Raw genomic sequence first — 25,188 nt, 5'->3', positions numbered from 1 at the left:
ATGACGGACGAGCAGGAGCGCGACGACTTCCTCCGGGTGGCCCGGCGGGGCCGGGCGGCGGCGGCGGGGCTGGCGCCGCAGCCGCGCGCGGTGAAGGACGCCGCGCTGCACGCGATCGCGGACGCGCTGGTCGCCGCGACGCCCGAGATCGTCAAGGCCAACGAGGGCGACGTCGCCCGCGCCCGCGAGGCCGGCACGTCCGAGTACATGATCGACCGGCTGAGCCTGACGCCGGAGCGGATCGCGGCCATCGCCGACGCCGTCCGCAAGGTCGCCGCGCTGCCCGACCCGGTGGGGGAGACGGTGCGCGGCAACGTGCTGCCCAACGGCCTGGACCTGCGGCAGATCCGGGTGCCGCTCGGCGTCGTCGGCATCATCTACGAGGGCCGCCCCAACGTCACCGTGGACGCCGCCGCGCTGTGCCTCAAGAGCGGCAACGTGGCGCTGCTGCGCGGCTCGTCGTCGGCGATCGACTCCAACACGGTGCTCGTCGGCGTCATGCAGGGCGCGCTGCTCGGCACGCCGGTCCCGCCGGACGCGATCCAGCTCGTGCCCGGCACGAGCCGTGCGTCGGTCCGGCACCTGATGCGGGCGCGCGGCCTGGTGGACGTGCTGATCCCGCGCGGCGGCGCGTCGCTGATCACCTCGGTGGTGGAGGAGTCGACCGTCCCGGTCATCGAGACCGGCGTCGGGAACTGCGCCGTCTACGTGGACGCCGCCGCCGACCTGGACATGGCCGTCGACATCGTCGTGAACGCCAAGACGCAGCGTCCGTCGGTGTGCAACGCGGCCGAGACGCTGCTCGTGCACGCCGACGCGGCCGACGCGTTCCTGCCGCGCGTGCTGGACGCGCTGCGCGCCGAGGGCGTCACCGTGCACGGCGACGAGCGCGTCGCGGCCGCCGCCGACGACGTCGTTCCGGCGACCGCCGACGACTGGGCCGCCGAGTACCTGTCGCTGGACATCGCCGCCCGCGTCGTCGGCTCGCTGGACGAGGCCGTGGCGCACATCCGCGAGTACGGGTCCGGGCACACCGAGGCGATCGTGACGACGTCGCAGCCCGCCGCCAAGCGGTTCGTCGCCCTGGTCGACTCCGCCGCCGTCATGGTCAACGCCTCGACGCGCTTCACCGACGGCGAGGAGTTCGGCTTCGGCGCCGAGATCGGCATCTCGACCCAGAAGCTCCACGCGCGCGGCCCGATGGGCCTCCCGGAGTTGACGTCCACCAAATACGTGGTGACCGGAGAGGGACACCTCAAATAAGTGACATTCCGGCTCTTGTTGTCACGTAGGTGGCTGTGATCTGATTCACCGTTGTGACAGCAGAGATCAGCCGCCGCGGCGTGCTGCGCGGAGCCGCGCTCGGCGCCGGGGTCGTCTCCACCGGCCTCCTCCTGCCGACGCGGCCCGCGACGGCGGCGCCGCCCCCGCTCCAGGGTCCCGTCGCCGGGACCACCCTCGACCGCACGCTGCGCCTCGGCACGCCCGGCGCGGGCGGCTACCGCCTGATCACCGGCGGGCCCGGCGAACCCCACATCGTCCGGAACGACCTCGGCGGCGTCGCCGCGCCCGCCCGCGCCGCGCGCCGCCGCGGCGTGGTCGCGTTCGGGCACCTGACGGACGTGCACGTCCTCGACGCCCAGTCGCCCGCCCGGCTGGAGTGGGCCGACCGGTTCACCGACGTGCTCGCGTTCCTGCCGTTCTCCAGCGCGTGGCGCCCGCAGGAGACGCTGAGCACCCACGTCGGCGACGCCATGGTCCGCGCCATGAACCGCGTCGGGGCCGGGCCCGCGACCGGGCTGCCGCTCGCCTTCACCATCAACACCGGCGACACCACCGACAACGCCCAGTACAACGAGGTCCGCTGGGTGATCGACCTGCTCGACGGCGAGCGCGTCACCCCCGACTCCGGCGACCCGCGCCGGTTCGAGGGCGTCCAGGACCACACCGTCTACGACGACCGCTACTGGCACCCCGACGGCCCGCCGCCCGGCGGCAAGCGCGACGTCGCGCTCACCGAGCACGGGTTCCCCGTCGTCAAGGGTCTTCTGGACGCCGCCCGCAAGCCCTTCGCCGCGACGGGTCTGGAGTCGCCGTGGCTGGCCGTGTTCGGCAACCACGACGGCCTCGTGCAGGGCCTCATCCCGCCGAACCCCCTCGTCAGCGGCCTCGCCACCGGCGGCATCAAGATCGGCGCACCGGGCAGCGACCGGCAGGCCAAGGAGGTCGCGAACCTCCTGACCGGCAAGGACCCCGGCGCGCTGGTGCGGCTCGCCCGCGAACAGAACGGGTCGGCCGGGCTGTTCCGGCAGGTCACCCCGGACCTGCGGCGCCGCACCCTGTCGCGCGCCGAGGTCGTCCGCGAGCACTTCACCACGACGGCGAAACTGCGCGGCCACGGCTTCACCCAGGCCAACCTGCGCGACGGCACCGCCTACTACGCGTTCGACCGGGGCGTCATGCGCGGCCTCGTCCTCGACACCGTCAACCCCGCCGGGTACTCCGACGGCTCGCTGGACAAGAGGCAGCTCGCGTGGCTGGAGGCCGAACTGAAGGCCGGCAGCCGCCGCTACCTCGACGCGAACGGCGGGGCGGCCGGGCACGACGTCCGGGACCGGCTGTTCGTCCTGTTCAGCCACCACCCCATCGGGTCGCTCGGCAACCCGCTCGGCGGGAACCGCGTCCTCGGCGACGAGATCAAGGCGCTGCTGCTGCGCTTCCCGAACGTCGTCCTGTGGGTCAACGGCCACACCCACCGCAACGAGGTCATCCCGCACCGCCGGGAGGGCGGGCCGGGCGGGTTCTGGGAGGTCAACACCGCCGCCCACATCGACTTCCCGCAGCAGAGCCGCATCGTCGAGATCGCCGACAACACCGACGGCACCCTCTCGATCTTCGCGACCGTCCTGGACTCCGCCGCCCCCGACGCCTTCGGCGGACGTCTCGGAGACCCCGTCCACCTGGCGTCCCTGTCCCGCGAACTGTCCGCCAACGACTGGCAGGACCGCAGCGAGGACCGTCCCGGCACACTTGAGGACCGCAACGTCGAGCTGATCCTGCCCGCGCCGTTCTGACCCCGGCACGAGCACGAGAGGGCCGCCCCGGCGCCGGGGCGGCCCTCTCGTCGTGCGGTGCTAGTTGTCGGACGGACGCGTCGTCGTGCCGCCGTCGCCGCCCCGGCGGTTGAAGCGGTCGAACAGGCCGCCCGCCGCGCCCGCCGCCGCGTCGGCCACGTCGCGGACCTTGCCGATGAACGGGTCGGCGCTGCGCTCCCACGAGTCCTTGTAGGAGCGGGCCGCGTTGCGGACCTCGTCGGTGACCTTCGCGCGCGAGTCGTCGTCGCGGCGCGGGTAGTCCCCGGCCATGATGCGGGCGTACTCGCCGCTCGCCGCCCACTTGTCGATCTCGGCGAACCGGATCACCGCGAACGGGTGCGACTGGCCCAGCAGGTTCATGAACTTCAGCAGGCCGTCGCGGACGTCGCCCGCCGCGTCGTACTCGCGGGCCTGCGCGTGGAACGCCTCGGCGTTCATCTCCGACAGCCGCGTGCCGCCCGCCATCTTCATCATGACGCGCTTGGCCGCCGCGAGGTCCTGACCGGCCAGCAGGCCCGCGCGGTCCGAGGAGAGCTCGGCCTTGCGGAACCACTCCTGCAAGCCCATGATGATCGCCGCGATGCCGATGTTGCCCAGCGGCAGCCACGCCAGCCGCGACCCGAGCTGCACCAGGATCTGCATCATCGTCTGGTAGACGACGTGGCCGGACAGGATGTGCCCCACCTCGTGCCCGATGATGAACCGCAGCTCCTCGTCGTCGTGCAGGTCGAGCAGACCCGTCGTGACCACGATGAACGGCTTGTCCGACCCGATCGCCATCGCGTTCGCGACCGGGCTCTGCTTCACGTACAGCTCGGGGACGTCCGGCATGTCCAGGATGTAGGACGCGTCGCGCACCATGTCGTGCAGGTTGCGGAACTGGCTCTCGCCCGCCCGCACCGACCCGCCCAGGAACATCAGGCGGAACGCCCGCTCGTTGAACAGCCCGGAGAGCCGCCGCAGGACGACGTCGAAGCCGGACAGCGAGCGCAGCGCGACCAGCGCCGAGCGGTCCGCGGGGTGTTCGTAGGCCCGGGAACTGATCCCGGGAAAGCGGGTGCGCGCTCGATCCGGAGTGTTCGTCGTCATATCAGACATGTTAGTTGTGACGAACGCGGACGCCCGGAGGTTCCGGCCGGAGCCCGGGTGACCCCGATGATCGGCGCGCTGACTATTCTCGTCGGCATGACGCAAAAGCGGCGGCTCGGGATCATGGGCGGGACGTTCGACCCCATCCACCACGGGCACCTGGTCGCGGCCAGCGAGGTCGCGCACGTCTTCGACCTCGACGAGGTCGTGTTCGTGCCGACCGGGGTCTCGTCCCACAAGGACCGGCGGACCACCTCCGCCGAGGACCGCTACCTCATGGCCGTCATCGCCACCGCGTCCAACCCGCGCTTCTCCGTCAGCCGCATCGACATCGACCGGCCCGGCCCCACCTACACCCGCGACACCCTGCGCGACATGCGCGAACTCCACGGCCCCGGCACCGACCTGTTCTTCATCACCGGCGCCGACGCGCTGGAGAAGATGCTCGGCTGGCACGACACCGACGAACTGTTCGGGCTCGCCCACTTCGTCGGCGTCACCCGGCCCGGCCACCGCCTCGCCGACCCCGGCCTGCCCAGCGGCCGCGTCAGCCTCATGGAAGTTCCCGCGCTGGCGATCTCGTCCACCGAGTGCCGCGACCGCGTCCGCGCCGACGAGCCCATCTGGTATCTCGTCCCCGACGGCATCGTGCAGTACATCGGCAAACGCGCCCTCTACAGCGCCTGACGCCGCACCGCCGCCCGCCGCCTACCCTGGAGGGGTACAGCGCCCGGAGCGGCTTCCCGGCGGCGCACCTCATCTCCGGCGAACCGGTCGGGCGGCGGGTGTCCGTGAGAAGCTTGACCCGGGACACGACCCCGACCGGGAGGACCGCGAGAGCACCGTGACCGCATCCGACAGGGCGGCGCAGCTCGTCCAGATCGCCGCCGAGGCGGCGGGCGACAAGCTGGCCGACGACATCCTTGCCTACGACGTGAGCGACCAGCTCGTCATCACCGACGCGTTCGTCCTCTGCTCCGCCTCCAACGACCGCCAGGTCCGCGGCATCGTCGACGAGATCGAGAAGCGGCTCCGCGAAGAGGCCGACGCCAAACCCGTCCGCCGCGAGGGCGAACGCGAGGGACGCTGGGTCCTGCTCGACTACGCCGACATCATCGTGCACGTCCAGCACCAGGACGACCGCGTCTACTACGCGCTCGAACGGCTCTGGAAGGACTGCCCGCTCATCGAGCTGCCCGAGCACGTCAACATCCACAACGCGCCCGTGGGGAGCTCCGGTGAGTGACGCGGTCAACGAGCGGCCCGCCCGCGAACCCGGCAAGCGCCGCCTCGTCCTGTGGCGGCACGGCCGCACCGCCTGGAACGTCGAGAACCGCTTCCAGGGCAAGACCGACATCCCGCTGGACGAGGTCGGCGTCGAACAGGCCGAACGCGCCGCGTCGCTGCTCGCCGCGCTGCGCCCCACCGCGATCCTGGCCTCCCCGCTCCAGCGCGCCGCCGACACCGCCGACGCCCTCGCCGCCCGCACCGGCCTCACCGTCACCCACGACGCCGACCTCATCGAACGCGACGGCGGCGCATGGGAAGGGCTCACCGGCCCCGAGATCCGCGCCCGCTACCCCGCCGAGCACGCCATCTGGCAGCCGCCCGGCGGCGAGACCAGCGCCCAGGTCGCCAAACGCGTCGGCGCCGCCCTCGACCGAGCCGTCGACGACCTGCCGCCCACCGGCCTCCTCGTCGTCGCGTCCCACGGCGCCGCCCTCCGGCTCGGCATGTCCCACCTCCTCGGCATCCCCGAGAACATCTGGGAACGCTTCGGCGGCCTGTCCAACTGCTGCTGGTCCGTCCTCGCCGAGATGCGCGACGGCGGCTGGCGCCTCGTCGAGCACAACGCCGGCACCCTCCCCGAACCCGTCCTCGGCGACGACCGCACCGAGAACGGCGCCTAACCCGTTCGAGCCCACCCCCGAACTCCGCTAGACTGACCGAACGCTGCGGGATGCACGTCCACGCAGCGGCGGGGCTATGGCGCAGTTGGTAGCGCGCCTCCATGGCATGGAGGAGGTCTGGGGTTCGAATCCCCATAGCTCCACTCGAATAGGGACCCTCTTGTCCGCAAAAAGCGCGGACTAGAGGGTCTCGCTCATGTTGACCCAGGGGGACGACCCCCTGGAACCCCCGAGGTGGGGGCTCCCCGCCCCCACGCCCCCATCGTGCGTGGCCGGGGTCTTCGTCTCCTTGCCCCGTCGTGCGTGGCCGGGGTCTTCGTCTCCTCGGTTCATCTTTCGTGGGTTGGTCTTCTTTTATGTGGGTTGGCTTGTTTTCTCGTTGAGGGTTGCCAGGGCTTGGATGGCTGGGGTTTCGGTTTTTGTTAGCCAGATCGGGGTTATTTGTTTTGGGGGTGTGTCTCTGATGGGGGTCAGGGTCAGGCCGGGGAAGGGGAAGCGGTCCAGGAGGACGGTCACGGTGATGTAGAGGCCGCGGCCTCTTGCTATGAGGATCATCAGGTCTTCTGCGGTGAGGTCCTGTCTGCCCGTCATCGTGGTGACGTCTTCGGTGGTGTAGCGGAGGGGGAGCCCCGACGGGGTTCTGCTCGGGGTCCATAGGTCACGGATCTGCTGGGGGACTGTGTTGCTGAGGTTGAGCAGTTCGTAGTGGGTCAGGTCGTTCATTGAGACCGATGTCCGGGCGCTCAGGGGGTGGGTGGCCGGGGCGATGACCGCTCTTGGGATCTTTGCCAGGGGTGGGCCCAGGGTGAGGCCGCAGGCCCTCACCTGGGCCGGGTCGGCGTCGGGGGACCAGGTGAGGGCTACGTCGCAGGCACCGGTCGTCAGGGACTCGTAGGGGAGCAGGGCCTCGGGGAGGCTCAGGGCGGTGGCCCTGACCTCGCAGCCGGGGTGCAGGTTCTCGAAGGCCGTGATCGTGCGGGTCATGGAGCCGCCCATGCCGGGGAGATAGCCGATCTTCAGTTCGCCGCCCACCTCCCGGGCCTCCTGCCGCGTGGTCCGCAGGGCCTCGCCGAGGGTTCGGTAGCCGGGGGCGGCGCGGCGCCGGAAGCGGTCGCCGAGCGGGGTGAGGCGGACGCTCCTGCTCGTCCGCTCGAAGAGGGGGGCGCCGATCTCGTGTTCCAGTTCGCGGATGAGCTGGCTGACCCGGCCCTGGCTGACGTGCATCCGGGTGGCCGTGCGGCGGAAATGCAGTTCTTCGGCCAGGGTGAGGAACGCCTCGACGTGGCGCAGTTCCATGGACGCCTTTCTGGATGGTCCGGGCGGCCTCTCAGGTCGCGGCCCCGCCTGTTCAATAAGTCTCGCTAAAGTGGATATTAGCCGGTCTCATTCATTCGATGGACCGTTGCTGTTTTTCTGCTAAATCCGGCGCCGGATGCGGGGAAAGTGAAATTGAGCGCTTAGGGTCGAGGGACGTTCGGAATTCATCGAAGGGCGTCTCCCATGCTCCCTGTACCTTCCATCGCGCGCCGGTGGGTCCTGACGGTCGTGTCGCTCGGTGCCCTGCTCGGCGTGGTCCCCGCGGGGGCGGCCCACGCCGTCGCCGGGAATCCGGTCCTCGTCGTCGGGGGCTACCAGGCCGACCAGGCCAAACTCGACGACCTGGTGGCCTACCTGTCGAGCCAGGGCCATCCGGCGTACTCCACACAGCTCGCCGGTAATCCGGCCGGGACGGCCGGGATCGCGCAGTCGGCGCAGGTCGTGGCCGACCGGGTCGCCGCGATCCGCGCCGCGACCGGGGCGGCGCGCGTCGACGTCGTCGGGCACTCCATGGGCGGGCTCGCGCAACGCCATTACATCAAGTTCCTCGGCGGGCTCGCGCAGACCGGCACCTACGTCAGCGTCGGCACCGCCGAGAAGGGCGACGCGCTCGGCTGGGCCTGCTACGTCTACCAGGGGTGCCGTGACCTCGTGCCCGGCTCGGCGTTCCTCAACCAGCTCAACGCGGCCCCGGCCGTCCCGCCGGGACTGCCCGCCTACCACCTGTACAGCGAGCAGGGCACCGGCGAGAAGGAGCCGCTGCCCGGCGCCGCCAACGCGAGCGTCCAGGCGTACTGCGCGGGACGCGTCGTCCAGCACGCCGACGAGCCGGTGGACCGCGCCATGCAGCAGCTCATCGTCTCCGCGCTGCGCGGCGGCCCCCTCGCCACCACCTGCCCCGCCTGACCGTCCCCCGAAATAGGAGTCTCGTGCGCGTCCTTCGTCGTCTCCGCCTGCCCGCCGCGCTGTCCGCCGCCGGCGCACTGGCGCTCGGCCTCCTGACGGCGCCCCCCGCCGTCGCGAACGCCGCCGCGCCGCACGTCCTGCCCCGGCCGAACTCCCACGGCATCACCCTGCACAGCCTGCAACAGGTCGACGGCGACCCGCGCATGCTGGACGCCGTCGTCGGCACCGCCGCGATCTTCCAGCCGGTGCACGTCCGCATCCACCTTCCGGCGGGCTACAACAGGTCCGGCAACGCGTCCCGCTACCCGTCGCTCTACCTCCTGCACGGCGCCAACGATCCGCTCGACGACGCCAAGCCCTGGGCCGCCCCGGCGCCCGCCGTGTCGGGACGGATCGCCGAGACCGTCGCCGCGACCCCCTTCAACGGCATCGTGGTCATGCCCGACGGCGGCAAGTCCGGCTTCTACACCGACTGGGCGACCGGCGACGCGGCCGGGCGCCGCCCGCAGTGGGAGACGTTCCACATCCAGCAGCTCCTGCCGTGGATCGACGCCAACTTCCGCACCGTCGCCAACCGGGGCGGACGCTCCATCGCGGGGTACTCCATGGGCGGGTTCGGCGCGCTCAGCTACGCCGGGCGCCACCCCGGCCTGTTCTCGGCCGTCGCCGCGTTCTCCGGCATCACCGACATCGTGGACGACATGCTCGTGCAGCAGACCGTCATCGCCAACAACCTCACCCTGCTCACCGGCTCCGCGATCACCGAGGCGCAGCGGGCCCGCGCGGGTCAGGACGGCCACCTCGCCCGCGACATCGTGGACGTCTTCGGCCCCTACGGCACGTGGCGGCAGCGCAACCCCTGGGACCTCACCGGCGTCTACGCCGCCGAGCGGCCGACGTTCGCGCTCTACACGGGCACCGGCGGCCTCGACGTGCTCGAATCGCTGGCGCTGGGACAGAACAACAAGCTCCACACCAGGCTCCGGCAGCAGGGCTCGGCGCACCGGTACTGCCGGGGCGGCGGAACCCACACCTGGTCCTACTGGCGCGAGGACCTGAAGGACTTCCTGCGGTACGCCTTCGGCCCGACGCCGTCGTCCTGCCCCAACGGCTGGGGCGCCCCGGTCTCGTGACGGCCGAGGGGACCTAGAGGGGGAAGGTGGTGCGGAAGAGCCCGCCGGGATCGTAGGCCGCCTTCACGGACCGGAGGCGGGCCAGAGTCGCCGGTGGGAAGGCGCGGGTGAGCGCGGCGTCGTCCGGGTGGCTCTCGAAGGCGGCGTACAGGGCCGTGGCGCCGAGCGCCGTCCAGCGGGCGGCGGCGCGTTCGCGGCGCTGCTCGCGGACGATCGCCGCCACCGAGAAGTTCTGCGTGCGGTGCGCGTAGGCGGTCGCGTCGGCGGCGAGGTCGTTGACCGCGCCGCCGACCGACCGGACCGCGATGATGCCGACGTCGCCGTCGTCGAGCATCGCGGCGAGGCCGGCGGGGGCCGGTCCGTCGAGGTGGTCGAGCAGGGCCGAGTGGCTGCGCATGGGGGCCGACGACGTGTGGGGGCCGCCGTGCGGGATGAGCAGCGCCGGATACGGGGCGAGCTGGGCCTGTTGTCCCCGGAGCGGCGTCAGGTCCGCGAACGGCTGGATCGCCTCGACGGCGGCGTCGGTGCCGTCGCCCGCCCAGACCAGGATGCTCTGGGCGGCCGTGGGCCTGCCGGGCGTCAGGATGAGCCAGGGTGTCAGCGCGCGCGGGGCGCCCTCCACCAGGGCGCCCCACTCGGCCAGGAAGCGCGGCGTGTCGGTGACGTGGTGCACCAGGACGGCGATCACGACGTTGCCGACCTCTGCCGCCTCGATGTCGAAGGACGTCACGACGCCCATCGCGCCGCCCGCCCCGCGCACGGCCCAGAAGAGGTCGGGGTGGTGCCCGGCGTCGGCGCGCACGAGGGTGCCGTCGGCCAGGACGACGTCGGCGCCGACGACGCGGTCGACGGTGAGGCCGTAGGAGCGGGCCAGGAAGCCGTGGCCGCCGGAGGTCGCCAGGCCGCCGACGCCCACGCCGCCGTGGTCGCCGGAGCTGATGGCGAGTCCGAGCGGGGTGAGTGTGGCCGCGACGTCGCCCCAGCGGGCCCCGGCGCCCAGCCGGACCAGGCGGCGGTCGCGGTCCAGGACCTCGACGGTGTCGAGGGCGCCGAGGTCGACGACGGTGCCGCCGTCGTTGGTGGAGCGGCCGTTGATGCCGTGGCCGCCGCTGCGCACGCTGAACGGGCCGCCGCGCGCGGCGGCGAACGTGACAGCCTCGGCCACCTGCTCCGGCGTCCGCGGGCGCAGCACGAGACCCGGCTCACCGGGCCAGACGTAGGTGGAGCGGACGTTCCGGTAGGCGGGGTCGCCGGGGTGGACGGCCGTGGGCGCCAGTGACGCCGGGACAGTCGCGTCAGGCCGCATCGCGTTCCTCCGGGGGGAAGGTGGATGTGTCAACCTTAGACCATCGACCGGGACGTAAGCTGCGTGCCATGACCGTGTCCGACCCGACCACCCGCGCGGCGGAGATGGCCGCGTGGCACGCGCACACGACGGCCCACGCCCACCTGGCCGCGCACCTGGCGCGCGACCTCGCCGCGCGCACGGGCCTCTCGGAGGCCGACCACGTCGTCCTGGACGCGCTGCTGGACGAGCCGGACGGGCGCATGCGGGCGCTGCGGCTCCGGTGGGCGTTGCAGTGGGAGAAGAGCCGCCTCTCCCACCAGGTCGCCCGGATGGCCAAGCGCGGCCTGCTCGTCCGCGAGTCGTGCCCGGAGGACGGGCGCGGCTGGGACATCGCGCTCACCGAACCGGGCCGGGAGGCCGCCCGGCGGGCGCGGCACGTCCGCGAGGAGGCGGTGCGGACGCTCGTCCTGGACACGCTCGGCCCCGAACGGCTCGCCGGGCTCGCCGCCACCGCCGCCCTGCTGACCCGCGCCCTCACCGCCGCGGCCGACGCCGACGCCGCCTGCCGCGCCGCCCGCGCCGCCGCCCTCGCGGACGAGTGACGGCCCGGCGCGGTGGCGTCCGCGCGCTCAGCCCGCGAGGCGCAGGATCGTGTGGTGTTTGACGATGTGCCCCGCGCCCGCCGGAGGCGTGGCGCCCTCCGCGTTGCGCAGGATCGTGAGGGACGGGGCCGGACGAGGGTCGCGCAGCGTCTCGGTGAGGGCGGCCACCAGGTGCGGGGCGCGGTGGCCGCGCACGCCGAGTTCGGCCGTGCCGTCGCCGGTGCGGCGCGCGACGACGTAGGCGAGCCCGGCGGCGTCGGCCAGCGCGGGCGTCATCGGCGGGATCGCCGGGGACGCCTTCGTCGCCGTCGCGTCGGCGGTGATGCGGCAGGCGTCCGGGCGGGACGCGCAGAGGCGCAGCCAGCCGCCGGTGAGCACCGCGTCCCAGTCGGGGACGCGCAGGCCCGTCCACGTCTCGTCGGCGGGCGCGTCCAGGACGCCCGCCAGGTCACCGGCGGGCTGGTCGGCGTCGTGGACGACCCGCACGCCCGGCGCCGGTTCCCGCACCACCTCGCCGTCCGCGCCCCGCATCGGGATGAAGCCGCAGACCCGGGCGGAACGGGCGGCCAGGACGTCCGGCGCGGCCCGGTCGAGGGCCAGTGAGCGCGTCATGCCCCGCCAGCGGAACGGCACCACGAGACGGCCGTGCGGGGCGAGCTGGTCCCACCAGGCGGGCGGCAGGTCCCACGCGCCCGCCGTCACGATGATCCGGTCATAGGGGGCGCCGGACGGCACGCCCGCGCCGCCGTCGCCCGTCACGATCCGCGCCCGGTGCCCCGACGCGGCCAGATGCGACCGGGCCTCCGCCGTCACGTCCGGGTCGATGTCGATCGTCGTCACCGTGCCCGCCGGACCCGTCAGCTCCCGCAGCAGCGCCGCGTTGTAGCCGGTGCCCGCGCCGATCTCCAGCACGCGGTCGCCGGGCTCGACGGCGAGCTGCTCCAGCATCATCGCCACGATCGTCGGCTGCGACGCCGAGCTGAGCGCCCGTCCCGCCGCGTCACGCCGCGTGACGAACGGCTCGTCGGCGTAGGCGTCAGGCAGCGCCGCACCGGGCAGGAACAGATGCCGGGGCACCCTGCGCAGCGCGGCCTCCACCCGCGCGGAGGTCACCCCGCCCGCGGCGCGGATGCCGTCCACCAGACGTGCGCGCAGCGCGTCGCTCATCACCGCAGCGTAACGCGGCGAGGGCCGCCGGGTAACGACGATCTTGGAGGGGCACATGACACGGGCACGGGAATGGCACCTGGTGACCAGGCCGCACGGCGAGCCGAAGGCGTCGGACTTCGCGCTGGTCGAGACCGAGGTCCGCGAGCCGGACGAGGGCGAGATCCTCGTCCGCAACGATTGGATCTCCGTCGACCCGTACATGCGCGGCCGGATGAACGACGTCAAGTCCTACGTGCCGCCGTACGCGCTGAACGAGCCGATGGACGGCGGCGCCGTCGGCACCGTCGTCGCGTCGGCCAGCGCGGACGTGCCCGTCGGCGCGACCGTCGTGCACGGGCTCGGCTGGCGCGAGTACGCCGTGGTGTCCGCCCGGTCGGCGCGCGCGGTGGACGCCGACGCCGCGCCGCCGCAGAGCTACCTGGGCGTCCTCGGCATGACCGGCCTCACCGCGTACGCCGGGCTGGTCGAGGTGGCGCCGGTCCAGGTGGGCGACGTGGTGTTCGTGTCGGGCGCGGCGGGCGCCGTCGGCAGCGTCGCCGGGCAGATCGCCCGGCACCTGGGCGCGTCCCGCGTCGTCGGCTCGGCGGGCGGGCCGGACAAGGGCCGCAAACTGACGTCCGACTACGGCTTCGACGCCGCCATCGACTACCGCGAGGGCGACCTTCCCGGGCAGCTCGCGCGGGCCGCGCCCGACGGCATCGACGTCTACTTCGACAACGTCGGCGGCGACCACCTGCAAGCCGCCCTCGGCGCCCTCAACACCCACGGCCGCGTCGCGCTGTGCGGGGCGATCTCCCGCTACAACGACACCGAACCCGCGCCCGGCCCCGACAACCTGTTCCTCGCGGTCGGCAAGCGCCTGACGCTGCGCGGCTTCATCGTCGGCGACCACTCCCGCCTCATGAAGGACTACGTCACCCGCGCCGCGGGCTGGCTCCGCGACGGCACGCTCCGCACCGACGAGACCGTCGTGGACGGCATCGACAACGCCGCCGACGCCTTCCTCGGCCTCCTGCGCGGCGCCAACACCGGGAAGATGCTCGTCCACCTGACCTGACGAAGTACCGACCATCCTCCACGGTGCACTAAGCTTCTAGACGTCCACCTCCCGAGGTGAACAGCAAGGGGCTATGGCGCAGTTGGTAGCGCGCCTCCATGGCATGGAGGAGGTCTGGGGTTCGAATCCCCATAGCTCCACTCGAACAGCAGACCCCTGTCCGCAGAAGGCGCGGACAGGGGTCTCGTTCATGTTGACCCCGGGGGCTGGAGGGCCAGGTGCGCACTGGTGCCGAGCGCGCCCCGCGTCGGCCGCGGCTGGCCGGCGACGGTGCCCGGTACGGGCTGGCGATGGCGATCACCGCCGTCTTCGGCGTCGGCCACGGCGTCGTCGTGAATGCCGTCAGCCCCGGGCAGGTCGACTCCTTGACCTCCGTCGCCACCAGGTATTTCGGCGCGTGGGCCGTCTACTCGATCGCCTACATCGCTCTCACGGTGTGGGTGCTGCGGCCCGCCGACGGAGCCACCCTCCGGACGTGGCTCACCGAGGACAAGGCCCGCCGGCGCCGCCGCCGGGCGGCCGAGCGGGTCGCCGCGAGCGGTGGCCCCTTCGGCGCCGTGTCCTTCTGCGCGGTGGCCATCGGCGCCGTGGTCGCCGCGGCGGTCGTCCCGGCGCTGCGCGACAACGTCACCGTGATGATCCTGGCGATCGTGGTGGTGGTGACGTCCTGGCTCCTCATCGTCGTCGTCTTCGCGGTGCATTACGCCCGCGAGGACGCCCGGGTGCGCGGCTTCACGTTCCCGGGAACCGACGAGCACGACCTGCCCCGGTTCAGCGACTACTGCTACCTCGCGGTCCAGGTCAGCACCGCCTTCAACGGCGCCGACGTGACCGTGACAAAACGCGAGCTGCGCAGGGCGCTCACCGCCCACGCGCTCGTCGCGTTCGTCTACAACACCGTCCTGATCGCGCTGCTCGTCTCCCTGCTCATCGCCATCAATACCTAGACGGCGTCCCCGGCCGTCTCAGCGGCGGGGGAGGGCGAGGGCGCAGAGGGCGAAGGTCACCGCGAACGCGGCCTGGACGATCATGCAGATCGCCAGGGCCGTCGTGGGGGCGGGGCCCGCCGGGGTCGTGGCCGCGCCGAGCAGGCCGCCCGCCACCGCTACGCCCAGGCCCATCGCGGCCTGCTGGGTCGTCTGGAGGACGCCCGACGCCGCGCCCGCCGAGGCCGCGGGGACGTCCGCGATCAACGCGCCGACCAGCGGGCCGAACATCAGGGCCTGCCCGACGCCTACGCCGACCAGCAGGGCGGCGAGCGTCCACGAGTTCACCCCGTCGTCCCGCGCGAGCAGGGACGCCGCCGTCGCCGCCAGCATCGCCGCCTGCACCGCGCCGCCGATCGTCAGCAGCCGCCGGAAGCCGAACCGGGGCGCCAGCCGTCCCGACGCGATCGACACGGCGAGGAAGCACAGCGCGAACGGCAGCAGCACCAGCGCCGCGTGCAGCGGCGACCAGCCCAGGCCCGTCTGCGCGGCGAGCGCGTACACGAACGTGAACGCGCCGAACGCCGACTGGAGCAGCAGCGCCATGATCAGGCCGATCCGGTACGACCGCAGCCGGAACAGCGGCGGCGGCACCAGCGGGACGCGCTCGCCCCGGTGCAGCCGGAGCTGCCCGAGCCAGAAGACCGCGAGCAGCACCGGGGACGCGACCAGCAGCGCCCAGCACCACGCGGGCCACCCCAGCGCGGCGCCCTGGGACAGCGGGACCAGCAGGGCGAGCAGCGCCGCCCCCAGCAGCGCCGTGCCGAGCAGGTCGAGGGAGCGGTGGCCGGGCGCGTGCGTGGCCGGCATCCACCGCAGGGCGGCGAGGAACGCCAGGACGCCCATGCCCACGCTCATCGCGAAGACCAGCCGCCAGGGGGCGTCCACGAGCGGGACCGACAGCAGGACCCCGCCGACGACCTGCCCGATCGCCGTGGCCCCGCCGGCCGTCGCGCCGAACAGGGCGACGGCGCGGGCCCGCTCGCGTCCCCGCGTCGACGCGGTGATCGTCGCGAGCACCTGCGGCACCATCGCGGCGGCGGAGACGCCGGTCAGGGCGCGCGCGGCGATCAGCGTCCCGATGTCCGGGGCGAGTGCCGCCACCAGCGAGAACAGCGTGAACCCCGCCATTCCGGAGAGGAAGAGGCGGCGTCGTCCGTGCAGGTCGCCGAGGCGTCCGCCGACGACCATGGGCACGGCGAAGCCCAGCGCGTACACGGAGACCACCAGCGACTGCTCGGCCGCCGAGGCGTGCAGCGACGCCCCGATGGCGGGCACGGCGATCCCGGCGGCGGCGAAGCTCACCACGGACAGCAGCAGGGCCGAGAGCGCGGTGAGCAGCCCGGCCGTTCCCAGCGTCGGCGGGGCCGACGTGCTCGGTGCGAGCGATGTCGTAGTCACGGGCCCATCGTGGAAAGACGCGTCCCGCGCTGCCAGGAGCCCCCTCATCCTGGTACCGGACGAACCTGGCTACCGGTCCGCGCGTACTGCACGATGGAACCCATGACGACCAGGCGATCCGCGACCCGGCGCGAACTGGGCGGCTTCCTGCGCACCCGCCGCGAGCGGCTCACCCCGGAGCAGGTCGGCCTCCCCTCCGCCGGACGCCGCCGCACCCCGGGCCTGCGCCGCGAAGAGGTCGCCGTGCTCGCCGGTGTCGGCGTCACCTGGTACACCTGGCTCGAACAGGGCCGGAACATCAACGTCAGCGTGCAGGTCCTCGCCGCCGTCGCGCAGGCCCTGCGCCTGGACGACGCCGAGCGGCGGCACCTGCACCGCCTGGCCGGTGCGCCGCCGCCCCGGGCGCGGCCCGTCGCGTGCGACCCCGCGCTGGCGGCGGCGTTCCAGCCCGTGCTGGACAAGCTCGACCCCTATCCCGCCTGCCTGCGGACCCCGCTGTTCGATGTCGTCGCCTACAACCGCGCCTACCGGTTCCTGTTCACCGACCTGGACGAGATCCCGCCCGGCGAACGCAACTGCGCGGTGCGTTTCTTCACCGACCCCGACTGGCGCGGCCGCTACCTCGACGCCGAGATCGTGGCGCCGCGCATGGTGGCGCAGTTGCGCGCCGCCGTTGGCGACGCGGCCGCGCACACGGTCGGGGAGCTGCGCGAGCGTTCCGCGGAGTTCGCCGAGCTGTGGAGCCGCCACGACGTCCTGCCCCAGCACCACGAGGCCAAGCGCCTGCACAGCCCCCTCGCCGGCGTCCTGAACCTCACGTTCGTCTCGACGAGCGTCACCGAGACCGGCCACCGCATGACGGTGATGACCCCCGACGACGACGCCACCGCCGAACGCCTGACCCGCCTCACCTGAACACCGGACATCCGTCGCCTTTAGCACGTTCAGGACGCCGTCGACGCCCGCATCCCCGCTTCCGGTCCTTCCGGTTCCGGCCGCTCACGGCCGGTGGCCCGCGCCGTAGGCTACGCCGCAGCGCAACGCCGGAGCCGGGAGCGGATGAGTGCTCGATTCACGCAATCACCAGGGCAAGTTCGCCGAGGACTACGTCCGCGTGCTCGCCTCGGCCGCCGGGCTGCTCGTCTACCGCGACGACCTCGACCACGACGGGATCGACCTCGGCTTCCGCTATCCGGGCCGCGCCGGGCGCGTCTCGTCCCCGGCGCTGGAGGCGCAGGTCAAGTCGTGCTCGGCACCGCGCGTCGCGGCCGGTGAGCTGCTGTTCGACGGCCTGACCGAGGTCCAGTTCAACAAGCTCGCCGACGGGCCCTTCACCGTCCCCCGGTACCTGTTCGTCGTGATCGTCCCGTCCGATCCGCACGACTACACCCGCTTCGAGACCGACGGCATGCTGCTGCGCCAGCTCGCCTACTTCCTCCCGTTCGAGGACGAGCGGCCCGTCGCCGCGCCCGGCCGCGCGCGCCGCCGCGTCCGCGTGCCGCTCGGCAACGTGCTCACCGCCCGCACCCTGGCCCGGCTCGTCACCCACCAGGTGCCCCAGCCGCACCCCGCCGCCGCACCGGCCGTGCCGGTGGCATGACGGCCGAGCCGTCGGTCGCCGACATCACCAGCTACCTCGCCGCGTCCGGCTGGGTCCGCGCGCCGGGGGAGTGGCGCGGCGCCGCCACCTGGACGCACGCCGCCGACGCCGAGGTCCTCGTCCCCGCCCGCGACGGCATGGGCGACGGACCCCGCCGCGTCCGTGAGATCCTCGGCGTCCTCACCGCCGTCGAAGGACGGACGCGCGACGCGATCGCCGCCGACATCGCCTCCCCGATGGCCGACCTGCACTGGTACCGGACGGCGGGCGACGCCGCCGGGCAGCCCGCCCTCGGCGCCGCGCTGACCGCGCTCGAAGGCGCCCGCGACGTCCTCGGCGCCGCCGCCCGCGCCACCGTCACCGGCCCGCGCGCCGCCTACGACGGTGCCGCGCCCCGCGCCGTCCGCGACCTGCTCGACCAGGTCCGGCTGGCCCCCGCGGCCGGGGGCACGCTCGCCCTCCGCCTCCCGCTCACCGGCGACGCCGAGCCGATCGCCCGCACCGTCCTGCTCCGTCTGCACGACGCCCTCCTGCACGTCCACGACGCCGCGCGGACCCGGGACGCCGCCGCGTTCGACCGGGCCGTCCCGGCGGGCGTGTCCGCGGACCTGTGCGCGGCGCTGGCCCGCTTCGCCGGACCCGGCGACGGCCTGCCGTTCGAGATCGGCTTCCGCTGGGCGCGCGGCCGTCCGGCGGCGGTCCCCGCCCGCGCCGTCGCGTTCGACGCGGGCACCGGCGCCCTGCTGCGCCGCGCGTCGCACCGGCTGCGGCGGCTCCGCTTCGCGGGCGCCGCCCGGGTGACCGGCGCGATCGGCATCCTGCACGACGACGGCGCCCACGACCGCTACCGCGTCCGCGTGCACGGCGAGGTGACGATGCCGCACGGGCCGCCCCGCCGCGCGCTGTGGGTCCGCCTCGCCGACGCCGCCGGATACGACCTGGCCATCGCCGCGCACCGCACCGCCCGGACCGTGCACGCGCGCGGAACGCTTGCGACCGTCGACGGCCGCCTCGAACTGATCACCGCTCCCGGCGACTTCCGCATCATCTGAAAACCCCAGCGAGGAGACAGACCGTGGCACACATCGCACTCGGAGCACCGGAAAGAGCGGCGCTCCTGGTCCTGATGCGCCTGGGCGGCACCGCGTCCAACGCCGAGCTGCGCGACGCGGCCGGGCTGACGCTGGACGGCGCCCCCCGCCGCAAGGCCGAGGACCTCGGCCTCATCGAGTGCACCAAGGTCGGCCGCTCCTTCAGGCACGAGCTGACCGAGAAGGGCTGGGGCTGGTGCGTCGGGGAGCTGCGCGCCGCGCCGCCGCCCCGCGCCGGATCGCTCGGGCGCGCCCTGTACGCGATCCTGCCGATGATCGCCGACCACCTCGACCGCGCCGACCTCGGCCTGGCCGACTTCGTCGTCCCGCCCGCCGCCCCCGAGCCCGCCGACCTGGAGACGCAAATCCGCGACGCCTACGCCAAGGCCGCCGACGCCCCCGGCGCCTGGGTGCTGCTCACCGCCGTCCGGCCCCTGCTCGGTGACGCCCACCGCGACGACGTCGACGCCGAACTGCGCCGCATGGAACGCCTCCCCGACGTCTTCATCGCCCCCGAGGCCGACCAGAAGACCCTCACCGCCGCCGACCGCGACGCCGCCGTCCGCCTCGGCGGCACCAGCAAACACCTGCTCGCGATCGAGGCCCGGTGAACGACGCCGAACGGCGCGCCCTGCGCCACATCGCCTCCGGCCTCGACTGGGCCGCGACCGCCGAGCACGCCTGGCGGCCCCCGCCCTTCCACGTCGAAGGACTGCACCGGTCCGCCGAGAACCTCATCCTCGACGGCATCGCCGACGCCGCCGCGTCCCGCGACGCCGGACCGCTCGGCGTCGTCGTCCAGGGCGAGGGCGGCAGCGGCAAGACCCACCTGCTCGGCTGGGTCCGCCACCGCGTCGAACGGGACGGCGGCTACTTCTTCCTCGTCGACTTCAGCGCCGGCGGCGGCTTCTGGGAGCCGACCGCGCGCGCCATGGTGGCCGACCTCGGCCGCACCACCGAGACGACCGGCGACCCGCAGGCCGTCACGCTGCTGCGCCGCCTCTCCGACCTCGCGAAACTGAACGAACCGGCCACCGCCGCCGTCACCGGCGTCGCGCGCTGCACCGCCGCCGACCTCGACGCCCTCGTCGGCGGCCTGCTGCCGCTCGACCGGCGCCTCGTCCTGGACTTCGCCGACACGCTGCGCGCCCTCGTCCTCTACATGGCGCCCGACCTGCGCGCCTCCCAGATCGGGCACGCCTACCTCACCTCCGCCGAGGAGACGGCCGAGGGCGACCGCGCCGCCTACGGGCTCAACCGCCGCGCCCGCACCCCGCAGGACGTCGTCCGCGACCTGTCCGCGATCCTCGCCCTCACCGGCCCCAGCGTCATCGCCGTCGACCAGATCGACTCGCTGCTCGCCCACTCGGCCAAGACCACGGGCGACGCCGGGACGCCCGAGGACCCGCAGGACGACGTCATCGAGGAGGTCGCGGGCGGCCTCATGGCGCTGCGGCACTCCACCCGGCGCACGCTGTGCGTCGTGGCGTGCCTGGGCTCGTCCTGGCGCCTGGTCGAGAACCGCGCCGTGAACACCGTCAAGGACCGGTTCCGCACCGCGCTCCGGCTCGGCACCGTCGGTGACGCCGCGACGGCCCGCGCCCTGGTCGAACGGCGCGTCGCCGCGTCCCTCGACGGCACCGGCTTCACGCCGCCGCATCCGACCTGGCCCGTCCACCCGGACGCGTTCGCCACCGTGACCGGCTACACGCCCCGGGCACTGCTCAAGCAGGTCTACGACCACGTCGGCCGCTGCCGCAGCGCCGACGAGATCCGCCTCCTCGACCGGTTCGGGGACACCGACGAGACCGCGCCCACGCCCGCGCCCACGCCCGCGCCGCGCCCGGCGCCCGTCTCCGCGTCCGCCCTGGCCGCCCTCGACGCCCGCTTCGCCGGCCTGCGGCGCGGCGCCGAGACCGCCGCCGCCCTCACCGCCGACACCGAGGACGAGGCCGTCCCGCCGCTGCTGGCCGCCGGGCTCGCCGCCTGGATCCGCGAGGCGGGCGAGGCCGGACGCGCGTTCTCCATCGACCCGCCGCCGGGCCGCCGCCCCGACCTGCACGCCCGTCTCCGCCTCCTGCTGGACCCCGTCACCGACGCCCAGCGGCACTGGACGTTCCGCGCCATCGGCGCCACCCACCACCGCGCCGCCCACGCCCGGCTGAGGACCGCCTGCGTCGCCGCCGGGGTGGGAACCGACATTCCGGACCGCACCCTCGTCGTGCTGCGCAACATCGAGTGGTCCAGCGGCGAGAAGACCCGCGACCTGGTCCGGTACCTGTACGACAGCGGGGGCCGCTCCCTCGCCGTCACCGCCGACGACCTGCGCACCTTCGCCGCCCTCGCCGTCCTGCTCGCCGAACGCCCCACCGACCTGGACGACTGGCTCCGCACCCGCCGCCCAGCAAGCCGCACCGAACTCCTCTCCACAACCCTCACCGACGCCCTCCCAACCGACACAACGAAAACACCCCCAGGCAACGCGCCCACATACGCCGGGCCTCCGAACAAAGCGAACGCGAACGGCGCACCTCCGCACACTGCGGGCGATCCGCACCCAACCGGTGCCCTCGCCCGCAGCGCAACGGACAACACCCCAGACACCGCGACCTCCGACACCGAGCCTCCGAACAACGCGAACGCGACCGGCACGGCTGCGACCGGCAACGCGCAAAGCATCGCAAGCAGCACACCTGCGCCCGCCGGGGATACGACCGGTGCGGCTACGGCCAGCACACAAGACCTCGCAGGCGGCACGCCCACAGGCGACGAGCCACCAAGCGACGCGGGCACGCCCGACGCGACTGCGAACGGAGGCACGGCTGGCACGCCCACGGGCGGCGGGCCGCCGGACGGCGCGGCTGCGGGCAACACACAGGGCTTCGCCGCCGACGCGCCCACGGGCGGCGGGTCTCCGGGCGACGCGGGCACGCCCGGCACGGCTGCGAACGGCGGCACGGCTGGTGCGCCCACGTCCGGCGAGTCTGCGGGCGGTGCGGCTGCGGGCAGCGCGCAAGGCTTCGCCGGTGGCGCGCCCACGGACGGCAACCCCGCGAGCGCCGAGGGTGCGAGCGGTGTGGCTGCGGGCAGCCCGGAACGCTTCGCAGGTGGCGCGGCCACGGGCGGCGTGCCTGCGGTCGCCGGGGGCGCGAGCGATGCGGCTATGGGCAGCGCGCAAGGCTTCACGGGCGGCGCGCCCACAGGCGGCGCGAGCGTGGCCGATGCGGCTGCGGGTGACGCGCCCACGTCGGGCGGGTCTGCGGGCGGTGTGGCTGCGGGCAGCGCGGAAGGCTCCACGGGCGGCGCGCCCACGGGCGGCGCGCCTGTCGCCGGGAGTGTGGCCGGCGCGGCTGCGGGCAGTGTGCAAGGCCCCGCTGGCGGCGAGCTTGCGGGCGGAGGGTCTTCGGGCGGCGCGGGCGCGGCGGATGCGGCTGCGGGTGGTGCGCCCACGTCCGGCGGGTCTCCGGCCGCGGCGGGCGAGCCTGGCGCGGCGGCGGGTGGTGGGGCGGAAGGCTTCATGGGCGACGGGCCTTCGGCCGCCGCGGGCACGGCTGGGGAAGCGGAGGGCTTCGCGGGTCGCGCGCACATGGGCGGCGGGTCGCCGGGCGATGCGGGCGCGGCTGCGGGTGGTGTGCCCATCGGCGGGTCTGCGGGTGGTGGCGCGGGGAGGTTCGTGGGAGGCGTATTCCCGGAGGGCGAGGCAGACGCTGTCGCGCGGGACGTGTCTGTGGGTGGTGCGTTCGCTGGGAGTGGGGCGCCTCCGGAAGTTGGTCCGGGCGCGAAAGGCGGGGCCTCTTTGGGTGGATTCTCCGGGGTGGCCGTTGGGCGGGCCGCGCCGTCCGGTGGGGTCGGGCCGCCGAAGCAGTTCGGTGCGGCTCGTCCAGCCGGTGGCGTGACCGGGCTTCCCGCGCCGGACGACCGCATTCGCGTCGGCGTCGGCCTGCGCACGGGGAAGCCCGTCGAGATCGACCCCGCGCTGCTCACGCGGCACACCGTCGTCTTCGCCGGGTCCGGCTCCGGTAAGACGGTCCTCATCCGGCGGCTGGTCGAGGAATGCGCGCTGCGCGGCGTCTCCGCGATCGTCCTCGACCCCAACAACGACCTCGCCCGCCTCGGTGACCCCTGGCCCGCGCCACCCGGCGGCTGGTCCGACGACGACGCCGCCCGCGCCGACGCCTACTTCCGCCACACCGACGTCGTCGTCTGGACCCCCGGCCGCGCGGGCGGACGCCCGCTCAGCTTCCAGCCCCTGCCCGACCTCGTCGCCGTCCGCGACGACCCCGACGAGTTCAACTCCGCCCTCGACATCGCCGTCGAGGCGCTGACGCCCCGCGCCGCGATCCTCGGCTCGGTCCGGCGCCTCCCGCTCGGCCAGGCCGTCCTGCGCGAGGCCCTGCGCCACTTCGCCCACCGCGGCGGCGGCGACCTCTCCGCCTATATCGGCCTGCTGGCCGACCTGCCGCCGGACGCCAGCCGCATCGACGGCGCCGACCGGCTCGCCGCCGACATGGGCCAGGCCCTCACCGCCGCGATGATCAACGATCCGCTGTTCGGCGGCAGCGGGGAGTCCGCCGACCCGGCGGCCCTCCTCACCCCCGCCGACGGCAAACGCGCCCGCGTGTCGATCATCAGCCTCGCCGGCCTCAACGACGTGCGCGGATTCGTCAACCGCCTCCAGATGGCGCTGTTCGCGGAGATCAAACGCAACCCCGCCCGCGACCGCCCCCTGCGAGCGCTGTACGTGATGGACGAGGCGCAGACCCTCGTCCCGGCCATCGGGCGCACGGCGGCGACGGCCAGCACGCTGATGCTCGCCTCCCAGGCCCGCAAGTACGGCCTTGGACTCGTCTTCGCGACGCAGGCCCCGAAGGGCCTGCACAACCAGATCGCGGGCAACGCGACGACCCAGTTCTTCGGCAAGCTCAACAGCCCCAACCACATCGGCGTCGTCAAGGAACTGGCCCGCATGCGCGGCGGCAACGCCGACCGCGTCGCGCGCCTGGACGTGGGCGAGTTCTACGTCTCCACCGAAGCCCTCCCGCCGACACTGGCCCGCGCCCCCCTCTGCCTGACGCACCACCCCGGCGGCCCCCTCACCGACGAGGAGGTCATTCACCGCGCCCGCACCGGAAGACCGGAACGCTGACCGGAGAATGAGGGACCGCGACCCCTACTCGTCGTCAGCTCGCGACCCGCAGCACGGCCCCGCGCCCGGTTCGGCGTCGGGGCCGTCCACGGGCAGTAGCACCAGGCCCCCGCACGCCAACTGGGCGTATGCCGCTCACCCCGGGAGGCCCGCAGGACGTAAGGGAGCGGGGACGCCCGTGCGCGCACCTACCTCGGAGCGCGGCCCTTGTGCTTGTCTCGTCTTCGGCGCAGGACCAACCCGCCGCCGGTCGGTCGGCTCGTCGCGAACGACCTCGTTCCCCAGGGGCGGTGCGGCTTCGGGGCCGTCTTGCCGGGCCAGCTCCGCGCCCCAACGCAGTCCCGTGGCGTTGGCCGTCTTCGGCGGATTGGAAGGGGTCGGATCTATACGCCCGCCGTACCCGGTCAGGCGTCGTCTCGCGGTGGCACGATGACGCAGAACTCGTTGCCCTCCGGGTCGGCGAGGATGGTCGTGGCCCACCCCTCGTCGTCGAACGGCCCGCGCAGCACCCGTGCTCCGAGTCCGATCGCCCGGTCCACCTCCGCCGCCATATCGGGAACGCGGAGATCGAGATGCATGCGGTTCTTGCCGGACTTCGGCTCGGGCACGCGCTGGAGGAGCATGCGCGTGCTCCCGTCCTCGGGGTCGGCCAGGCCCGAATAGGGCGCACTGTGCGGAAGTGCCTCGAATCCGAGCAGCGGGGCCCAGAACGCGGCGAGACGTTCGGGGTCGGCGCAGTCCAGCACCCAGACGAGCCGATGCGGCGGTGTGGTCGGCATGTTCACCCTCTCGCTCGCGTTCGCGTCAGCGTGTTCTCCCTCACCCGAAGGCAAGCACACCATGTCGGCCCGCCATGCGCGGAGTGCCCCGGCGAATAGGTCATTTCGCTGATGATCAGGGCATGACCAGCACCGACGCGCTCGGTGATCGCCCGACCGGTACCCCGATTTGACGACTCCGCACGGTGAACCTAATGTTCATCTCACCCGAGGGGATGCGGGATGCCGCGAGGTGGACGGCCCCAAGGGACCACGTGAGAGAAACGGAACGAAGTCCTCTTCGGACCGGGTACTCTTGGGTGAACAGCCCGCGACGGGATGCAGGACACCGCGAGGTGGCCGGCCCGGAGGGCGAACCTCCTGCTACGTGTGATGGTCGGTCTTCAGATCGGTTGTCGTGCTGTTGTGCGGGAGCTGGTCGAGGCTCCGTTGTCGAAGTCGGTCCGGTTGGATCGGTTTGACACGGGGGTGAGGCCGGGTAAGGTTGAAGGGTTGCCCCGGAGCGAGGCTCGCGTGAGCGGGTGGAGCGCGGTGGGTGTCCGTTTCTTGAGAACTCAACAGCGTGTTAAAAGCCAGTGCCTTTATAGCGGTCCGGATTGTTCCGGGCCGTACCCCCGA

Annotated in this window: 21 protein-coding genes and 2 tRNA genes; 17 read left to right on the top strand and 6 right to left on the bottom strand. The window is 73.6% G+C overall.

The window, feature by feature from the left end:
* Complete coding sequence (locus C229_RS0127275; protein WP_018658302.1) at positions 1 to 1,263, top strand: glutamate-5-semialdehyde dehydrogenase; 1,263 nt, start codon at positions 1 to 3, stop codon at positions 1,261 to 1,263.
* A gap of 53 nt (positions 1,264 to 1,316) precedes the next feature.
* Positions 1,317 to 3,074: a TIGR03767 family metallophosphoesterase gene (locus C229_RS0127270; RefSeq protein ID WP_033424851.1), complete on the top strand. Its 1,758-nt coding sequence runs from the start codon at positions 1,317 to 1,319 to the stop codon at positions 3,072 to 3,074.
* A gap of 60 nt (positions 3,075 to 3,134) precedes the next feature.
* On the opposite strand, the gene C229_RS0127265 is transcribed toward C229_RS0127270, so the two are convergent.
* Positions 3,135 to 4,184, bottom strand: a complete 1,050-nt coding sequence (locus C229_RS0127265; protein WP_018658300.1) for a M48 family metallopeptidase — start codon at positions 4,182 to 4,184, stop codon at positions 3,135 to 3,137.
* Positions 4,185 to 4,280: 96 nt separating this feature from the next.
* Between C229_RS0127265 and nadD the strand changes: the two genes are divergently transcribed.
* From nadD to C229_RS0127245, 4 genes are all read left to right on the top strand, one after another.
* Positions 4,281 to 4,871: a nicotinate-nucleotide adenylyltransferase gene (gene nadD, locus C229_RS0127260; RefSeq protein WP_155885083.1), complete on the top strand. Its 591-nt coding sequence runs from the start codon at positions 4,281 to 4,283 to the stop codon at positions 4,869 to 4,871.
* Between the two features lie 157 nt (positions 4,872 to 5,028).
* A complete protein-coding gene (gene rsfS / locus C229_RS0127255; RefSeq protein WP_018658298.1) occupies positions 5,029 to 5,430 on the top strand; it encodes a ribosome silencing factor in 402 nt (133 codons plus the stop codon).
* Entirely contained in the window at positions 5,423 to 6,094 is a 672-nt protein-coding gene (locus C229_RS0127250; protein ID WP_018658297.1) for a histidine phosphatase family protein, read from the top strand. Before rsfS ends, C229_RS0127250 begins: the two co-directional genes overlap by 8 nt.
* Before the next feature lie 70 nt (positions 6,095 to 6,164).
* Positions 6,165 to 6,237, top strand: a tRNA-Ala gene (locus tag C229_RS0127245).
* Positions 6,238 to 6,448: 211 nt separating this feature from the next.
* Here C229_RS0127245 and C229_RS33245 read toward each other — a convergent pair.
* On the bottom strand, positions 6,449 to 7,390 hold the full coding sequence (locus C229_RS33245) for a LysR family transcriptional regulator (protein ID WP_018658296.1): 942 nt from the start codon (positions 7,388 to 7,390) through the stop codon (positions 6,449 to 6,451).
* Positions 7,391 to 7,594: 204 nt separating this feature from the next.
* Here C229_RS33245 and C229_RS0127235 point away from each other — a divergent pair, with 204 nt between their 5' ends.
* Positions 7,595 to 8,317, top strand: a complete 723-nt coding sequence (locus C229_RS0127235) for an esterase/lipase family protein (protein WP_155885082.1) — start codon at positions 7,595 to 7,597, stop codon at positions 8,315 to 8,317.
* Positions 8,318 to 8,340: 23 nt separating this feature from the next.
* On the top strand, positions 8,341 to 9,450 hold the full coding sequence (locus C229_RS33240; RefSeq protein WP_018658294.1) for an alpha/beta hydrolase: 1,110 nt from the start codon (positions 8,341 to 8,343) through the stop codon (positions 9,448 to 9,450).
* Positions 9,451 to 9,463: 13 nt separating this feature from the next.
* Here the strand turns inward: C229_RS33240 and C229_RS32005 are convergent, their stop codons facing one another.
* Positions 9,464 to 10,756: an FAD-binding oxidoreductase gene (locus C229_RS32005; RefSeq protein ID WP_018658293.1), complete on the bottom strand. Its 1,293-nt coding sequence runs from the start codon at positions 10,754 to 10,756 to the stop codon at positions 9,464 to 9,466.
* 68 nt (positions 10,757 to 10,824) lie between these two features.
* Between C229_RS32005 and C229_RS0127220 the strand changes: the two genes are divergently transcribed.
* Positions 10,825 to 11,340, top strand: coding sequence for a MarR family winged helix-turn-helix transcriptional regulator (locus C229_RS0127220; RefSeq protein ID WP_018658292.1), 516 nt, complete (start codon positions 10,825 to 10,827; stop codon positions 11,338 to 11,340).
* Positions 11,341 to 11,367: 27 nt separating this feature from the next.
* On the opposite strand, the gene fxlM is transcribed toward C229_RS0127220, so the two are convergent.
* Complete coding sequence (gene fxlM, locus C229_RS0127215; RefSeq protein WP_018658291.1) at positions 11,368 to 12,507, bottom strand: methyltransferase, FxLD system; 1,140 nt, start codon at positions 12,505 to 12,507, stop codon at positions 11,368 to 11,370.
* Positions 12,508 to 12,562: 55 nt separating this feature from the next.
* Here fxlM and C229_RS0127210 point away from each other — a divergent pair, with 55 nt between their 5' ends.
* From C229_RS0127210 to C229_RS33235, 3 genes are all read left to right on the top strand, one after another.
* A complete protein-coding gene (locus tag C229_RS0127210; protein ID WP_026314203.1) occupies positions 12,563 to 13,567 on the top strand; it encodes an NADP-dependent oxidoreductase in 1,005 nt (334 codons plus the stop codon).
* 67 nt (positions 13,568 to 13,634) lie between these two features.
* Positions 13,635 to 13,707 (top strand) — tRNA-Ala (locus tag C229_RS0127205).
* Between the two features lie 78 nt (positions 13,708 to 13,785).
* The gene (locus C229_RS33235) at positions 13,786 to 14,514 is read left to right on the top strand and encodes a DUF1345 domain-containing protein (RefSeq protein ID WP_018658289.1); all 729 of its coding nucleotides are present in this window, start codon (positions 13,786 to 13,788) and stop codon (positions 14,512 to 14,514) included.
* Positions 14,515 to 14,532: 18 nt separating this feature from the next.
* Here the strand turns inward: C229_RS33235 and C229_RS0127195 are convergent, their stop codons facing one another.
* A complete protein-coding gene (locus C229_RS0127195; RefSeq protein ID WP_018658288.1) occupies positions 14,533 to 15,954 on the bottom strand; it encodes an MFS transporter in 1,422 nt (473 codons plus the stop codon).
* A gap of 102 nt (positions 15,955 to 16,056) precedes the next feature.
* Between C229_RS0127195 and C229_RS0127190 the strand changes: the two genes are divergently transcribed.
* The 5 genes from C229_RS0127190 to C229_RS35630 all read left to right on the top strand — a co-directional run bounded on the left by C229_RS0127190 (position 16,057) and on the right by C229_RS35630 (position 23,791).
* Positions 16,057 to 16,869 carry a helix-turn-helix transcriptional regulator gene (locus tag C229_RS0127190; protein WP_033424850.1) on the top strand — a complete coding sequence of 271 codons (813 nt, stop codon included), beginning with the start codon at positions 16,057 to 16,059 and terminating at the stop codon, positions 16,867 to 16,869.
* A gap of 148 nt (positions 16,870 to 17,017) precedes the next feature.
* Positions 17,018 to 17,554 (top strand): DUF4365 domain-containing protein, encoded by a 537-nt coding sequence (locus C229_RS0127185; protein WP_018658286.1) that lies wholly within the window; start codon positions 17,018 to 17,020, stop codon positions 17,552 to 17,554.
* A complete protein-coding gene (locus tag C229_RS0127180; protein WP_018658285.1) occupies positions 17,551 to 18,606 on the top strand; it encodes a hypothetical protein in 1,056 nt (351 codons plus the stop codon). The genes C229_RS0127185 and C229_RS0127180 overlap by 4 nt, the downstream gene beginning before the upstream one ends.
* A 23-nt stretch (positions 18,607 to 18,629) precedes the next feature.
* Positions 18,630 to 19,256: a hypothetical protein gene (locus C229_RS0127175; RefSeq protein WP_026314202.1), complete on the top strand. Its 627-nt coding sequence runs from the start codon at positions 18,630 to 18,632 to the stop codon at positions 19,254 to 19,256.
* Positions 19,253 to 23,791 carry a helicase HerA domain-containing protein gene (locus tag C229_RS35630; protein WP_018658283.1) on the top strand — a complete coding sequence of 1,513 codons (4,539 nt, stop codon included), beginning with the start codon at positions 19,253 to 19,255 and terminating at the stop codon, positions 23,789 to 23,791. Before C229_RS0127175 ends, C229_RS35630 begins: the two co-directional genes overlap by 4 nt.
* Positions 23,792 to 24,195: 404 nt before the next feature.
* On the opposite strand, the gene C229_RS0127165 is transcribed toward C229_RS35630, so the two are convergent.
* A complete protein-coding gene (locus C229_RS0127165) occupies positions 24,196 to 24,570 on the bottom strand; it encodes a VOC family protein (protein WP_026314201.1) in 375 nt (124 codons plus the stop codon).
* Positions 24,571 to 25,188: the final 618 nt, after the last annotated feature.

Source organism: Actinomadura flavalba DSM 45200, from assembly GCF_000374305.1.
In the GTDB taxonomy this organism is placed as follows: Bacteria; Actinomycetota; Actinomycetes; order Streptosporangiales; family Streptosporangiaceae; genus Spirillospora; species Spirillospora flavalba.
The sequence above is the reverse complement of the archived record's forward strand: the minus strand, read 5'-3'. Positions and strand labels throughout refer to the sequence as shown.

Bases quoted from the DNA above. Each gene is read 5' to 3' on its own strand.
- C229_RS0127275 (WP_018658302.1), top strand. From the start codon at position 1: ATGACGGACGAGCAGGAGCGCGACGACTTCCTCCGGGTGGCCCGGCGG.
- C229_RS0127165 (WP_026314201.1), bottom strand. From the start codon at position 24,570: ATGCCGACCACACCGCCGCATCGGCTCGTCTGGGTGCTGGACTGCGCC.
- C229_RS0127235 (WP_155885082.1), top strand. From the start codon at position 7,595: ATGCTCCCTGTACCTTCCATCGCGCGCCGGTGGGTCCTGACGGTCGTG.
- fxlM (WP_018658291.1), bottom strand. From the start codon at position 12,507: ATGAGCGACGCGCTGCGCGCACGTCTGGTGGACGGCATCCGCGCCGCG.
- C229_RS32005 (WP_018658293.1), bottom strand. From the start codon at position 10,756: ATGCGGCCTGACGCGACTGTCCCGGCGTCACTGGCGCCCACGGCCGTC.
- C229_RS0127190 (WP_033424850.1), top strand. From the start codon at position 16,057: ATGACGACCAGGCGATCCGCGACCCGGCGCGAACTGGGCGGCTTCCTG.
- C229_RS33245 (WP_018658296.1), bottom strand. From the start codon at position 7,390: ATGGAACTGCGCCACGTCGAGGCGTTCCTCACCCTGGCCGAAGAACTG.
- C229_RS0127265 (WP_018658300.1), bottom strand. From the start codon at position 4,184: ATGACGACGAACACTCCGGATCGAGCGCGCACCCGCTTTCCCGGGATC.
- C229_RS0127210 (WP_026314203.1), top strand. From the start codon at position 12,563: ATGACACGGGCACGGGAATGGCACCTGGTGACCAGGCCGCACGGCGAG.
- nadD (WP_155885083.1), top strand. From the start codon at position 4,281: ATGACGCAAAAGCGGCGGCTCGGGATCATGGGCGGGACGTTCGACCCC.
- C229_RS0127220 (WP_018658292.1), top strand. From the start codon at position 10,825: ATGACCGTGTCCGACCCGACCACCCGCGCGGCGGAGATGGCCGCGTGG.
- C229_RS0127180 (WP_018658285.1), top strand. From the start codon at position 17,551: ATGACGGCCGAGCCGTCGGTCGCCGACATCACCAGCTACCTCGCCGCG.